Consider the following 14690-nt stretch of genomic DNA (forward strand, 5'->3'; position numbering starts at 1 on the left):
ATCCCAGCAAGGTAACCCGGTGCGAATCAACCTGGGAGCCGACGCCCGGCGCGCCGCGCATCGCGGACGATGGGCGGCGCGTCGGCTCCCCACCTGCGATACTTTGGCGCTACGGTCCTTCGCGCTCATAGGCCACCGGCTCGTTGACCGGCGGCTGGTTGTAAACGGTTCTGGGAAACAGCTCGGCCAGAAAGTGGATGATGCCGGCCACCTGCACCACGCCGGTGGCGCAGCCGTTGCCATCGACGATGGGCAGCCGTCGATAGCCGCCGGACGACATCCGCAGGATCGCCTGGGCAATGGACGAGTCGCTGCGAATCGTGATCGGGTTTTCGACCATGGCGGTCGAAATGGGCGCCGACATGTCGCAGCCGCGGGCCATCAATCGCAGCGCGTCGCGCTCGGTGAAAATGCCCAACAACTGGCCGTCGCTACAGACGAGCACGCTGCCCGAGACGTAGTTGCGCATCAGCCTTAGGACGTGTTCGATGCTGAGGCGCGGATCGACGGTGAGCGAATCGAGCGGACCCGCTTCGAGGACCGATTCGGTCGAAAATCTGAGTTCAATGTCCACGGCCCGCACTCCTGGGGTGAGCTGCGGACAGATGGCACGGCACGGGTCGATGTCGTCGTGGCGCTGCGATCTACTAACAGTGGCGTCGCGGTGGCGTCGGCCTGGTCGTTCAACGCGCGGTGCGAGGCGTTCCGGCCAGCACCCACGGAACCGCGGCGCTGAACCGACCGGACTTCGCGCCGCGGGCTACCATCTGTTCGCACGGAACAAGGGGCAACCGGAACCTTACACAATCGGCACGCACCTCAAGCCTACCGCGCGGCACGGAGAGAATGCAACGAAATTCAGATGGCGCCGAAAGTGTCACCGGCGATACGAGGCCCAGGGGGTGTCATCCTGGGAAAATGGCGAACGTGCGATCAAGCGCGCTTATTCCCAGTGAATCGCGGTCAGCAGGTTGAGTCGCGCCGCTCGTTCGGCGGGAAACAGCGAAGAAATCACCACGGTTAGCGCTGCCGCGGCCAGCAGGATCGCCATCAACCCCGGTTGAGGCGAAAACGCCATCGTGTGGCCAAATTCGCTCGTCGCCCCCAGATGCATGATCCACGCCAGCAGCGCCCCCACCGCCGTGCCCGGCACCAGGGCAATGAGCCCCAGCATCGCGGCTTGCATCAGGATCGTGGCCCGCATTTGCCCGCGGGTCATGGCCACGATTCGCATCAGGGCCAACTCGCGTGTCTGTTCCAGGACGTTCATGGTCAGGGTATTCACGATGCCGATCGCGGCCACGACCAATGTCAGGGCCAACAGCCCCCACAAGCCACCGACAATTCCCAGCTTCATGCCGTCGACCAACTGCCGCACTTCGGCGGCCGATTGCAGCATGAGACCGTGTTTGTCGCAGATGGCGCGAAGTTGTTTTTCGACCGTCGCGGCCTGTCCCGGTTTGACACGGACCACGAACGCATTGACGCCCGAGATGCCGAGGGCTTTCTCGGCGATTTGCCGCTCCATGTAAACAGTCAGCCCGCCGGCGAAATAGTCGTTGGTCACGGCGGCCACGCGGAAGTCGCGCGGCCCCGAGGTGGTGTCGAGTTGCACCTGGTCGCCGACCTTTTTGCCGACGCGCTGAGCCAGAGCGGTACCCAGGATCACTTCGCCCGCCAGTAGCTTCTGTTCGGCCTCGGCTTCACTGATCGCCTTCAGGTCCAAGGGGAGTCGATCCTGGGGACCAACCGGCTTGGCGATGAGCATGGCGGGCTGATTCGAGACCCGCATGCTGACATAGCGCATGGTCCCGACATGCTCGATCCCTTCGACTTGTCGCAGTTCCTGCCCCACCTCGGCCGGCACGTCGGCGGCGCTGGCGGTGGCCATGTCGGGCATCATGGCGCGAACCCAGAAGTCGGCGACCAGCAGCTTGTCGACCCAGTTGTCGATGTCGCGCGTGCTGTTGAGGATGGTCGTCCCCAGCGCGATGCCGGCCGCTAGGGCCAGAAATACCGTGCCAACGGTCAACATGGCGCGGATCGGGTGGAGCAGCAGTTGGCCAAGAGCCATCTGCGTTTCGACCGGGCGAATCTGGCGCGGCAACCAGGAGATCACGCCCGACAGGGGGCGTAAGCAGGATGGAATGGCCAACACCAGGCCGATCAATGCCGCACAACCACCAGGCACGGCAAACTCGATGGGCAGGATTCGCAAGATCGCCAGGGTCAGCAACGTGCTGCCGATCAACAGTGCGACCAGGCCCAGCGAGGCGAGCAGTTTGGGCAGCCCCGGCCATTCGCCGGCCGGCGATTGCCCCAGCCCTTCGAGCGGCGACACGCGGCTGGCCCGCCAGCCCGGCCACCAGGCCGACAACAGTGACAAGCAGATTCCCAACATCACCGCCAGCGCCAAGCGATCGTACGAGACGACCAACGCCGGCAATTGCGCTTGCAGCACGCGCTCCATGGCGCGCGTGATCCAATAGGCCCCGAACAGCCCGAACAATAATCCCAGCAGCGAGCCGACGATGCCCAGCGTCGTCGCTTCGAGCAGCATCAGGTTCATGGTCTGCCGCCGGGTGGCGCCGATGGCGCGCATCACCGCGATCTGCCCGCGGCGCTCGGTGACGCTCATCATGAACGTGTTCAGAATGATGAACACCGACAGAATCAGCGCGAGGCCGCCGGCGAACGACAGCCCTTGCTCGGACGACTGCAAGGTTTCCTCGCCCAGCGACGTGCGGGCCGCCGGCTTGCGAATCACCACGCCGGCGGGCAACTGGGGCGTGAGCGACGCGATCACTTGCTCGGCCGAGGCGTGCGGGTCGAGTTCCAGTTGCAGCACGTCGACCTTGCGGCCCAGGCCGAACATCTTTTGCGCCAACGGCAAGGGCAACAGCACCGTGCCGCCGCGCATCAGGCTGGCCGCGCCGCTGGGGGCCATCAGCCCGACGACCTTCACCCGTTGCATGCCACGGAGGCCGGTCAGGAACTTGATCTCGTCATCGAGCTTGATGCCCAAACTGCGGGCAAAGTTACGATCGACGACCGCCCCTTCACCCTGGTCGAAGAACTGGCCGCCGTGGAGTTCATAGTCTTGCTTGGCGGCCAGCGAGTCGGGCTCGACCCCTAGGACCAGCAGCTTGGCCTTTTCCTTCTCGAAGTAGAGTTGGCTGGCGCGCGAAATGGCCGGCGTGACCGCGACGACGCCGCGCTGCTTGGCCGCTACTTCGGCCAAACCAATGTCGATGCCTTGGCCGACGCCGCTGGTGATTTCCAAGTCGGCCCGGCCGCTCATGGCGTGGCTCATGGCCTCGTAACTGCGGCGGGTGGTCGTGATGGCCACCTGGGTGGCAACCATCGTGCCGACACCGATGATCACGCTGAACAATGTGAGCAAGACGCGCCCACGGCGGCCAGCAGACAATCGTCGGCTCAAATGCCAAAGCATGGTGGTGTATTGGATTTGGTTAGGAACTTACGAGTCACGATCGATCGTTGCAGCGTGCGCGACAAACACCCCTCCCTCTCAGGGAGGGGCAGGGGGGAGGGTAGAGACGTCGCAAGCCAAAAGGTATCGCGATCAGAGTCTTCCCACCGAGCACCAAGTCTCTCGACCAGCGACGCCTTTACCCTCACCCGCTCACTGCGTTCGCGACCTCTCCCTTCAAGGGAGAGGTGCAGACTTTGCTTGCTGCGATGTTTCAGCCGCTGGCGGCGAAGGTTTGCGTCGCGCCGACCCGTTCGTCGCTTTCAATCTGTCCGTCGCGCAGGCGCACCAGCCGGTCGGCTTGCTGGGCCACGTTGGGGTCGTGGGTCACCATGACGATCGTCTGGTCATGTTCGTCGACCAGCCGCCGCAGCAACGCGGTAATCTGTTGCCCCTTGGCCGAGTCCAGGTTCCCCGTCGGTTCGTCGGCCATCAGCACGGCTGGCTCGATGACCAGCGCTCGGGCCAGCGCCACGCGCTGCTGTTCGCCACCGGACATCTGGCTGGGAAGATTGGCCCGACGGTGCGCCACCCCCACGCGCTGGAGCATGGTTTCGACCCGGCGGTTGATTTCGGCCCGCGGCACGCCGTCGAGCAACAGCGGCAAAGCCACGTTTTCTTCCGCGGTCAGCGAGGGCAATAGGTTGAACGACTGAAACACGAAGCCGATTCGCTTGCGCCGCAGGATGGTTCGCCGGTCGTCGTCCAACGTGGCCATGTCAATGTTTTCGAGCATCACGCGTCCCTGGCTGGGCGTGTCGATGCCCCCCATCAAGTGCAACAAAGTGCTCTTGCCCGAGCCTGACGGGCCCATGATCGCCACGAACTCGCCGCGCGGGACGGCCAGATCGACCCCCAGCAGCGCTTCGTAGGCCGACTCGCCGCTGCCATAGACCTTATGCACCGACTGTACGTCCACGACGATCGGCGGCGCGGGTCGATCGAGGTCGGAGGGGGTCAAGGTGTCGTGCTGGGTCGGTCGGCTCATGGAAAGCTGTGCTAGCTAGGTCAAGTTGAACGGCAACGAGGTAATCGATCGCATGATTTTGCCGTGCGCCGCTCGATTCGGCTAGTGGTAGTCGTCGGCGGCCGGCCCGGCGGAGGTGTTGCTAGCGGCCTCCGCGCAAGCGGGGATCGGTCACTTCCTGCAGCCCTTCGCCTACCAGGTTATACGCCAGCACGGCCAGGAAGATCGCAACTCCGGGGAACAACGCCAGCCACCACAAGCTGGGGTTGCCGTGGGCGGAAGTCAGTAGCGTGCCCCAGCTTGGATTCGGTGGCGGCGTGCTGAAGCCGAGGAAGCTGAGTGAACTTTCCGTCAAAATCGCGGCGGCAATGCCAAAGGTGATTGGCACCAGAATCGGCGCCAGCGCGTTGGGAAGAATGTAGCGGAACATGATCCGCAATTGCCCCACGCCCAACGCCTCGGCCGCCGTCACAAAGTCGACCTGGCGCAGACGCATGAACTCGGCCCGGGTCAGCCGGGCGATGCTGGTCCAGCCCGTGCAGCCGATCAGGGCCATCATGTGCCAGATGGTCACCTTGGGCAGCACGGCATACAGCGCCAGAATCAGCACCAAAGCTGGCACGCACATCACCAGCTCGATCAGGCGACTGATCAAGATGTCGAGCCAGCCGCCACAGTAGCCGGCCAGGCCCCCGAGTGTGATCCCGATGGTGGACGCGATGCCCATCGAGACAAAACCGACCAAGAGTGCGATCGTGGTGCCGTGAATCATCTGGGCCAGCACGTCGACGCCGCTCTGGTTGGTGCCGAGCAAGTTGATGCGATTGGGCGCGCCGTCGGCGCCGCTGGGGTTGCCCGGGCGATCGTCCCATTCATTGTCGTCGACCCGGCGATAGGGATCCTGGAAGATCAGCGGCCAGAGGGCCCAACTGTCGGGATCCTTGACCTTCAGATTCTTGGCCAGCGGCCGCCGGACGCGATCGCGCAGAAAGACCGGCGTCTCGTTACCAGTCACATAGTACAGACAGGGGAAATAGATGCTCCCCTTGTACTTGCAGACCACCGGCCGCGTACCAGCCAGCGCCGGCGCGAACAACGCCACCAGACTGAGGAAGCCAATGTAATACAACGCCCCCATCGCCAAACGCCGGCGGCGAAAATGACGCCACGTCTCGGCCCAAAAGCCACGCGACGCCTCGGCGGACGTTGTCAAATTGTCGGTCGCAAGTTCAGTCATCGGTTCGCATTCAAAACCCTTCTCCCCCCGGGAGAAGGTGGTGAGCGCAGCGAACCGGATGAGGGTCCACTCCGCCTCGGGCTGTGTTACGAAAAATCGGTGACCCTCATCCGGCCTATCGGCCACCTTCTCACGGCGGGAGAAGGGTCGGTGCGGGCCGCGTGATGTTAGTGCGCGTGTCTCCTAGCTGTACGTGATGCGTGGGTCGACGACGGCATAGAGAATGTCCGACAACAGCGTCCCCAGCAGCGCCAGGACCGCGTACAGAAACGTGATCGCCATGATCAGTTCCCGATCGCGCGCCGCGACCGACTCGAACAACATCAGCCCCAGCCCAGGCCAGTTGAAGATGCGCTCGATGATCACCGAACCGCTGAGCAGCGCCGGCAACGTCAGCCCCACCAGCGTGACCAGCGGGATCATCGTGTTCCGCAGGGCGTGATAAAACAGCACGCGGCGCTCGTCGCAGCCTTTGGCCCGGGCCGTGCGAATGTAATCCTGGCGCAGCACTTCCATCAGGTTCGAGCGGACGAACCGCGAGTAGTAGGCCAGCCCGACGTACGTTTCGCAGACGAGCGGCAGCACCGCGTGGTGCGCCATGTCGAGCACCCGCTGCCAGAAGGACAGCTCGTCGTAGTTCGGGCTCCGGTTTCCGGTCAGCGGAAACCACTCGAAGCGAACCGCCAGCACAATTTGCAGCAACACCGCGGCCGCGAACGTGGGAAACGAATACAGGATGTATAGCCCGACGCTCATCGCGCGCTCGCTGGCGCTGTTGCTGCGGGCCGCGGCGTACAGCCCCATCGGCACCGAGAACAGATAAGTGAGCAGCAGCGAGTTGACACTCAGTAGCAGCGTCGGCCCGATCTTGGCCCACAGAATTCGCGAGACGGAATCCTTTTGCGAGCGCGAGAAGCCCAGGTCGCCGTGCAAAACATTGTTCAGCCATTTGCCGTAGCCGACTGGCAACGGGTCGTCGAGCCCGTAGATGGCCCGCATTTGTTGGCGGTCTTTCTCGCTGATCTTGTGCGAGAGGTCTTCGCTCATCCCGGCGGTCGTGGCGTCGCCGGGCATGGCGCGAATCAGCCCGTAGATCACGAACGTGATCATCACGAGCGTGAGCAGACCGATCAACAATCGTCGCACCAGATAGTGGAGCATTATTTAGTGAGTGGTCACCGTGTCATGTACGACGTTCGCATCGCCCACCGCAAACACCCCTCCCTTCCAGGGAGGGGCAGGGGGGAGGATATCGGCGTTCTTGGTTAAGTGGTTCGGCGGTCAGGTTATTCGTTCGCGGGCGCGAAGCCGTTCGGCCTGCGACGTCTTTACCCTCTCCGGCTCGCAGGGCTCGCCACCTCTCCCTGGGAGGGAGAGGCGTTCTTGCCCGCCCCGTCACTCCGCCACGCGCCAGATGCTGTTGATCCCCGGAGTGAAGTGGAATGGCCCGCGGGGGCTGAAATTGTACCCCCGCAGTTGCTTGTTGAACGCATAGAACGAGCTGCGGCTGTAGAGGAACGTGTAAGGTTGATCTTCCCAGACCACGCGGTGAATCTGGGCGTAAATGGCCGCCCGCTTCTGCCGATCGAACTCCTTCTTGCCTTGCTCGAACAGCCGATCGACCTCCGGGTTGCTGTACAGGCCGAAGTTCCGCCCCTCGCCAGTGGCGAAGATGTTTTCCAGCGTGTACGGGTCGGACCCCGTGCCCCAGGCCCCGAACGCCGCGTCGTAGTTGTGCTCCAGCTCCAACGCGATCAGTGTCGTTCGTTCGATTGTCCGGACGTTGCATTTGACGCCGATCTGTTCCAAACAGTCTTTCATCAACGTCGAGATCCCCTTGGCCGGTTCGAGATCGTAGCACAACAGCGTGAACTCGAATGGCACGCGCTTGCCGTCGATCAGCTTGTCGCGAACTCCGTCGCCGTCGCTGTCGGTCCAGCCGGCTTCGTCGAGCAGCGACTCGGCCCGATCCAAATCTTGCGTGTACGGCTCGGGCATCGGGTTCGCCGCCATCCACGCGCCGGCGTGGAAGATGCCGCGGCTTTGCTGGTATAGGCCATAGCAGAGCTTGTCGAGCATCTCGCGATAGTTGAAGGCCAAGCTCATCGCCCGCCGCACGCGCACATCGGTGAAGTAAGGCCGTCTGCAATTCCAGCCAAAGTAGGCGTACGTCCATTCCGGCGCGCGGACCTTGGTATTGCGGGCGTAAAAGTCGTCGTCGTTCGTCTTGGTGTGCCAGTCCTCGGGCGTCAGTTGCAAGTCGTCGACGTCCCCCTTCTTCAGCGACAGCAGCGCCGTCGTGCCGTTGGGAATGATCTTGAAGACAATCCGCTTGAAGTACGGCTTGTCACGGACCTGCTTGCCGTTGTGCGTGTAATAGCTTTCGCGCCGCTCGAGGACGAACTCCTGGTTTGGCTCGTGCTTGGTGACCACGTAAGCGTTGCCGCTGAGCGGGTGCCGTTCCAATTCATGGTGGGCTGCGCTGGTGACGAGCGTCGGGTCTTCCTGATACGTCTTTTCGTAGACGTGCTTGGGCAGGAACGGGAAATTGATGTTCTGGTGATTGATCGGTTGCGCCTCGGGATGGAAGTAAACCACGGTCTGCGCGTCGTAGGCTTTGACGCACAACAGCTTGTCCACGCCCGTGCGCACGGCCGGAATCGGCACCTTGGGGTCGAGAATCATGCGGAACGAGAACTCAATGTCATGGGCCGTGATTGGCTTGCCGTCCGACCAGGTCAGGTCGTCGCGAAGCACGACCTTGTCGAGCAGATGGTCCTTGCTGGTCTGCCACGAGACCAGCGTTTCCTTCGAGCCGTACGAGACCATGTTGTTGCTCAGCGCGAACATGTCGACCGCCGTCAACGAGGCCAGATCCCCTTCTTCAACCGAGTTGAACATGATCGGGTTGGTGCTCTTGATCTCGCTCTTGAGGTGATGCGTCCAGGTGGCTTCGTAATCGACCTCTTTGTCATTGGCCGGCAACTGGCCCAGTGCGCTGGCGATCTTGGTGTTGGCGTCGCTGCTGTCGTTTTTCAGTTTCAGCGCCGTCGCCACGTCGACCAGCGGCTTGGCGGCGGCTTGTTGCTGGCGCAGGCGCGCGATGCCGTCGATCAGCTCGTTGTCGGTCCAACCACCGGCTGCTTTGTCGACCTCGGCCAGCGTGGCCGGCGGCACAAACTTGGCACGCCGCTCGGCCATCTCGTCCGGAGCCGGCTCGGCAGGCTTCGCGGCGACCGCTGGCGCGGGGGACGAAGCCGTGGCTGCTGGCGCGCCGGCTTCGCTGACAGCTTTACCCGGCTTCGAGTCGGAGCCGCAGCCAGCCCAGAAGCTGGTCAAAATCAACAACGCCGCCAGCGGGCCGAACGAGCGTAACTGCATGCTGATCAATCCGTTTCGCAGGTGAGAGAACTGGCAGCCGCGCCAGTGCCCGAGGGTCGGCAATCTCCACGCCGCCAGCCCAGGTTAGTGCCAATGCTATCGGCGTGTTCGGCGCGGGTCAATCGGCGGCGGCGCCAGTCGAGTGCTGGCGCGGTGCGACGTTTCGACGTGCTATCACGCTTAAGTCGTGTTGCTCTGAAACTCTTGTTATTGGTAATCTTCGCCTCCACTACCCGCCGAGCGTGACGGATTGCGCTCGGCCCGAGCCCATCAAGATTGTCGAACTTGTTTCGTCACGCGCGAGAATCGCTCGACGCCTTGCGTCGCCCGTGAAACTCGACAGAGGGACTGACATGGATGTCAATGTTCGCCGCTGGTCGCGCCGCCTGATGGTGGGCGCGGTGTTCGCCGGGTGTCTGGCCACGTGGGCGCTCGCGCAAGAGCAGAGCACGGCTCCGCGCGCCTTGCCGGCCGAAGCGCAGCGCGATCCGAACTCGCGTTCCATCAACGGGCCGCGCACGAACACTCGCGCCGGCGCGATGAACAACAGCGCCGCCGGCAAAACCGGCGCGCCCATGACGAAGAGCGGCGCGAATGCGCAGCGCTCAACCGGCGCTCGGAACCACGCGCACACCCATCCGTCGGCGGCGCTGAACGGCGCGGCCGGCAATCGCTCGAACAAAACGGCCAACGCCAACCAGCGCGGCGGGGCGTCGAACAACGCCAGCCCGCGCCAGGCCATGAATGGTCCGCGCCCGAATCTGAACCCGAACGCCCAGCCGGCGCGTCCCAACGCCGCCCCGCCGCGCCCGGGCCAGGAACCGCCTGCCGTCGCCGGCCCCGAAAAGCCCGGCACGCCCAGCGTCGACACCGGCGAGCCGCAATGGATTTGGGCGGCCGGCGCGCCGAAGGACGTCGCGACTTGCTACTTTCGCAAGTCGCTCGACTTGAACAACGTCGACACGGCCCGCGTGCAAATCACCGCCGACGATCGCTACGAGCTGTACGTCAACGGTCGTCTGGCTGGCAAGGGGAGCGATTGGCACGTGATGCAGACGTTCGACATCACCAAGATGCTCGTTCGCGGTCGCAATTGCATTGCCGTCAAAGTCGACAACACCCAAGGCACGTCGGCGGCCCTGGTGGCGCGCGTGGTCGTGCGTCCCAAGGGTTCGACCGAGCTGGCCTTCTCGACCGACGCCAGTTGGCGCGCCCGTACCCAGGTGCAGCCGGGCTGGGAACGCTATGGTCTGAACGACTCGGCCTGGCCGGCGGCCCGCAGCTTTGGCGAGCTGGGAAGCACGGCCCCTTGGGGCGAACAGGTCCGCACCGACGACGGCTCTCAGGCGCGGCGCTTCCAGGTGACGCGCAACTTCCGCATTGAACGTGTGATTCATCCCGACGCTTCGGGCTCGCTGATCGCGATGGCCTTCAACGAGTGGGGCGAAATCCTCATCTCGCGCGAGCGCGGGCCGTTGATGGTCGTGGTCGATAAGAACAAGGACGGCCTCGTCGACTCGGTCGAGACCTATTGCGAACAGATCACCAGCGTGCAGGGAATGTTGCCCCTGAATGGTCAGGTCTTCGCCGTGGGAGAAGGCCCGGACGGGGCGGCGCTTTATCGCTTGAGCGACGAAGACAACGATGGCACGGCCGAGAAGGTGACCGCGCTCGTAAAGTTCACCGGTGGCATTGCCGAGCACGGCCCGCACGCCGTGGCCTTGGGGCCCGACGGACTGATTTACGTAATGATCGGCAACCACGCCTCGGCCCAACTGCCAAGCGCCGACGGCGAAGTGACGCCAGCCCAGGCGACGACCAACCCTGTCGACGAAGAACAAGCGACGGACGAGAAGCCCGCCGCCACCAATGCGTCGGCGTCTAAGGAATCGGCCCGACGCAAGAAGGAGCCTGCCGCCGAGCAGCCCGCGGTCAAGCAAGCCGACGCCGAACAAGAAGCGACGCCTGCCGCCGCGCCACTGGCCGCGCTGAACAGCCCGTACCATCATCCCTACGAAGGGGATCTGCTGACGCCCAAGTATGAAGACGCCAACGGCCATGCCGTGGGCATCAAGGCCCCGTGCGGCACGGTGATTCGCACCGACGCCGATGGAAACTTTGTCCAGGTCTATGCCGGCGGCTTGCGCAATGCCTATGACATGGCGTTCGACGGCTGGGGCGAGCTGTTCACTTATGATTCGGATATGGAATGGGACGCCGGCTTGCCCTGGTATCGGCAGACCCGTGTGTTTCACGTGCCGGCTGGCGCCGAGTTGGGCTCGCGCAGCGGCTGGTCGCCGTGGCCGCAGTATTTCCTCGATGGGCTCCCTGGTGTGACCGACACCGGTCGCGGTTCGCCCACTGGCGTCGAGTCGTATCAGCACACGGCTTTTCCGCCCGAGTTCCGCCAGACATTGTTCCTGGGTGATTGGTCGCAAGGTCGCATTCTGGCCGTTCATCCCGAGCCCAAGGGGGCGGGTTACACGGCCACGACGGAAGTTTTCGTCGCGGGTCAGCCGCTGAACATCACCGATCTGGGCGTGGGCCCGGACGGCTGGCTGTACTTTGTCTGCGGTGGTCGCGGCTCGGAAGGGGGCGTCTACCGCGTGGTCTGGACCGGCAAGCAGCCGCCGCAACCGAAGCAATCGCCCATTGCCCAGGCCATTCGCCAGCCGCAGCCCAACAGCGCGTGGGGTCGCCAGCGGATCGCCATGATCCAGGAAAAGCTCGGCGCCGATTGGGACAAACAAATCGTCGCCGTGGCCCTCGACGCCAACAACCGCGTCGAAGATCGCTTGCGGGCGATGATGCTGATGCCGTTGTACGGACCCGATGCGGATGCCACGCTGATCGAGCGCTTGGCCGCGGACGCCAGCGGACCGATCCGGGCCAAGGCGGCCTGGCTGGCCGGCATCAAGCCCGAGCCCACCATGACCAAAACTGTCGTCAAGCTGGTGGCCGATGCCGACCCGCTGGTGCGCCGACAGGCTTGCGAGGCAATCGCCCGCGGACGTTACCAGGTGAAAGCCTCGTCGCTGGTTCCGGTGTTGGGTGACGCCGATCGAACAACCGCTTGGGCCGCGTATCGCGCGATCCAGAACTTGCCGGTCGAAGAGTGGCGCGACTTGGTGTTGGACGACCCTTCCGCCCGCGTGTTCCTGGTTGGCTCGGCGGCGTTGTTGCCGCTGGAGCAAGATCGCGAGACGTCGCTGGTCGTTTTGACTCGCGCGCGCGAGTTGCTGAAAGGTTACTTGAGCGATGGCGACTTCCTGGACCTGATGCGCGTGGCTCAGTTGGCCCTGATCGAAGGGAAGCTGAAAGGAAAAGATGTCGAGGAGCTGCGCAAGGCGCTGGCCGAAGAGTATCCCAGCGGCAACGCCGACATGAACCGCGAGTTGGTCCGCGTGCTTTGCTACTTGCAAGCCGAGGAGATTATCCCGCGCTTGATCGACGAGCTGAACGGCAAGGCGGCTGATGAAGACAAGATTCATACCGCGATGTGCGCGCGATTCTTGCGCAGCGGTTGGGACACCGACCAGAAGCTGGCCGTGCTTGAGTTCTACGAGCTGGCCCGCACCAAGACGGCGGGCTATAGCTACGCCGGTTACTTGGACAACGTGGCGCGTGACTTCTGCACCCTGTTGAATCCCGAGGAACGCGAAAAGGTGTTGGCCGAAGGGGCCAAGCGCCCGACCGCGGCCTTGAACGTGCTGGCCACGTTGGAAGCGATGACGCCCAAGCTGGTGGCGCAACTGATCGACTTGGATGACGAGCTGGCCGAGTTGGAAGGTGAGCCCGCGCGGCGCTTGCAGACAGGCATCGTCGCCTTGCTGGCCGGCAGCGGCCAGGAAGACGCCATGGACTACCTGCGGCGCTGCTTCGAGAAGCAGCCCGACCGCCGGCTTGATCTGGCGATGGGGCTGTCGCAACAGCCTGGCGGTGACAACTGGCCGCTGTTGATGCGCTCGCTGCCCATTCTGGAAGCCGGCTCGGCGCAGGAAGTATTGATGCAATTGACCTCCTGTCCCAAGAAGCCCGAGGACGCCGAAACGATGCGGCAAGCGATTTTGCTCGGCCTCCGTTTGGGCGAAGAAGGCAAGCTGCTGGTGCCGAAGCTGTTGGACCACTGGACTGATCAACAGCTTTGCCCGGCCGACGCCAAGTGGGACGAAGCGCTGGAAAAATGGCAGAAGTGGTTCGCGGCCACGTATCCCGAGCTGCCGGCGGCGGAGCTTCCGGCCGAGACGGACGGCAGCCGTTGGACCTACCAGGAATTGCTGACGGTGATCGACGGCGAGGCGCTGGAAGTGGCCGACGCGTCGTTGGGCGCGCTGGTCTTCGAGAAGGCGCAGTGCGCCAAGTGTCACCGCTATGCCGGTCGCGGCGAAGGAATTGGTCCCGACTTGTCGACCGTCAGCCAGCGGTTCCAAAAGAAGGAAATCCTCCGGGCGCTGCTGTTCCCGTCGGAAGTGATCTCCGATCAGTACGCCGGCAAGGTCGTGACCACCACGGCGGGCAAGACCTACACAGGCATCGTCGGCTCGGCCGGCACCCACACGCTGGTGGTGTTGCAATCGAACGGCCAGAAGGTAACCGTGCCGAAGGACGATGTCGAAGAGATGCAACTGGCCAAGAAGTCGATCATGCCCGACGGGTTGCTCGACAACTTAACCCAGGAAGAGATCGCGAACCTCGTCGCATACCTGACGAACAAGACGAGCAGCACGCCAGCCGACCTCTCGCGCCGCAAGAAAGCCGCCCCCGCCACGGGCCGGTAAGGTTACGCAGTGGGTAGCCGCGACAACTTGTTGTCGGGGCTGTCTAGCAGCAAGAGGCAAGCTCGCGCGAGATCGCGTCCTGTGACCGATCCCTCTGGTCGCTGACGCGACACCGACAACCAGTTGTCGGTGCTACCCACTCAGACAAGCCGGCGCTGTTCGCGAGCGCCGTGAATCACGCGCAACACTTCGATGCCCGTCGCTTCGGGTCGGAAATAGATCACGTAATTGCCGATGACGTGACGACGCACGAGTCCCAGTCGGCGAGCACGAAAGACGTGCCCCATTTCAGGCTGCGTGGCCAGCAGCGCGAACAGTCGTTCAACTTCATCAAGCCACGCCAGGGTAGCGCTAAGATTGTCGCGGGCGATGTACCTGACGATTTCGTCAAGGTCGCGATCAGCCGCATCGGCGCGACGTACCGTTGCCATCAGACGCGTTGTCCTGACGCAGCTGCCACTTCGCGTGCCAGTTGCCGAAGGCGTGCCCAGTCTTCGGAGGTCATCACGCGCGACTTGCCGGCGGCCGATTCAGCCAGCGCTTCATCGACCAAATCGGCATGTTCGTCGGGCACGAACTCGGGCGCTGGGTTCTTTTCGCGCAGCGCTTGAACCGCGGCATCGATCGCCGCTTCGACCGACGGGTAAAGCCCGCTGGCCACGGCCTGGGCCAGGTATTGTTCGTTCTGTGGTGAGAGCCCGTTCGACATGCTCTTCACCGTACCACGGCCGACGGTTGCGAACAAGAAAATTGAATGGTCGAAGCTCGTCAGTGTGCTTTGGGTGGCCGCGACAACTTATTGTCGGGGCTGCGTAGCAGCAAGAGGCGCACTCG

At 63.6% G+C, this 14690-nt stretch carries 9 protein-coding genes; 1 reads left to right on the forward strand and 8 read right to left on the reverse strand.

From position 1 onward, the window contains the following. Nucleotides 1-109: 109 nt before the first annotated feature. The 6 genes from JSS27_01415 to JSS27_01440 all read right to left on the reverse strand — a co-directional run bounded on the left by JSS27_01415 (nt 110) and on the right by JSS27_01440 (nt 9078). Nucleotides 110-574 carry a CBS domain-containing protein gene (locus tag JSS27_01415; GenBank protein ID MBS0207588.1) on the reverse strand — a complete coding sequence of 155 codons (465 nt, stop codon included), beginning with the start codon at nt 572-574 and terminating at the stop codon, nt 110-112. A 369-nt stretch (nt 575-943) separates the two neighbouring features. Beyond that, nucleotides 944-3454 (reverse strand): ABC transporter permease, encoded by a 2511-nt coding sequence (locus JSS27_01420; GenBank protein ID MBS0207589.1) that lies wholly within the window; start codon nt 3452-3454, stop codon nt 944-946. Between the two features lie 253 nt (nt 3455-3707). After that, entirely contained in the window at nt 3708-4481 is a 774-nt protein-coding gene (locus JSS27_01425) for an ABC transporter ATP-binding protein (GenBank protein MBS0207590.1), read from the reverse strand. A 121-nt stretch (nt 4482-4602) separates the two neighbouring features. Further along, nucleotides 4603-5697, reverse strand: a complete 1095-nt coding sequence (locus tag JSS27_01430) for an ABC transporter permease (GenBank protein MBS0207591.1) — start codon at nt 5695-5697, stop codon at nt 4603-4605. Between the two features lie 183 nt (nt 5698-5880). After that, nucleotides 5881-6858 (reverse strand): ABC transporter permease, encoded by a 978-nt coding sequence (locus JSS27_01435; protein MBS0207592.1) that lies wholly within the window; start codon nt 6856-6858, stop codon nt 5881-5883. Between the two features lie 234 nt (nt 6859-7092). Continuing rightward, the gene (locus tag JSS27_01440; protein ID MBS0207593.1) at nt 7093-9078 is read right to left on the reverse strand and encodes a peptide ABC transporter substrate-binding protein; all 1986 of its coding nucleotides are present in this window, start codon (nt 9076-9078) and stop codon (nt 7093-7095) included. Nucleotides 9079-9431: 353 nt separating this feature from the next. Here JSS27_01440 and JSS27_01445 point away from each other — a divergent pair, with 353 nt between their 5' ends. After that, nucleotides 9432-13856, forward strand: coding sequence for a c-type cytochrome (locus JSS27_01445; GenBank protein MBS0207594.1), 4425 nt, complete (start codon nt 9432-9434; stop codon nt 13854-13856). Between the two features lie 140 nt (nt 13857-13996). Here JSS27_01445 and JSS27_01450 read toward each other — a convergent pair whose 3' ends face one another. Then, nucleotides 13997-14287: a type II toxin-antitoxin system RelE/ParE family toxin gene (locus JSS27_01450; protein MBS0207595.1), complete on the reverse strand. Its 291-nt coding sequence runs from the start codon at nt 14285-14287 to the stop codon at nt 13997-13999. After that, a complete protein-coding gene (locus JSS27_01455) occupies nt 14287-14565 on the reverse strand; it encodes a hypothetical protein (protein MBS0207596.1) in 279 nt (92 codons plus the stop codon). Before JSS27_01455 ends, JSS27_01450 begins: the two co-directional genes overlap by 1 nt. Nucleotides 14566-14690: the final 125 nt, after the last annotated feature.

Source organism: Planctomycetota bacterium (assembly GCA_018242585.1).
GTDB lineage: Bacteria > Planctomycetota > Planctomycetia > Pirellulales > PNKZ01 > JAFEBQ01.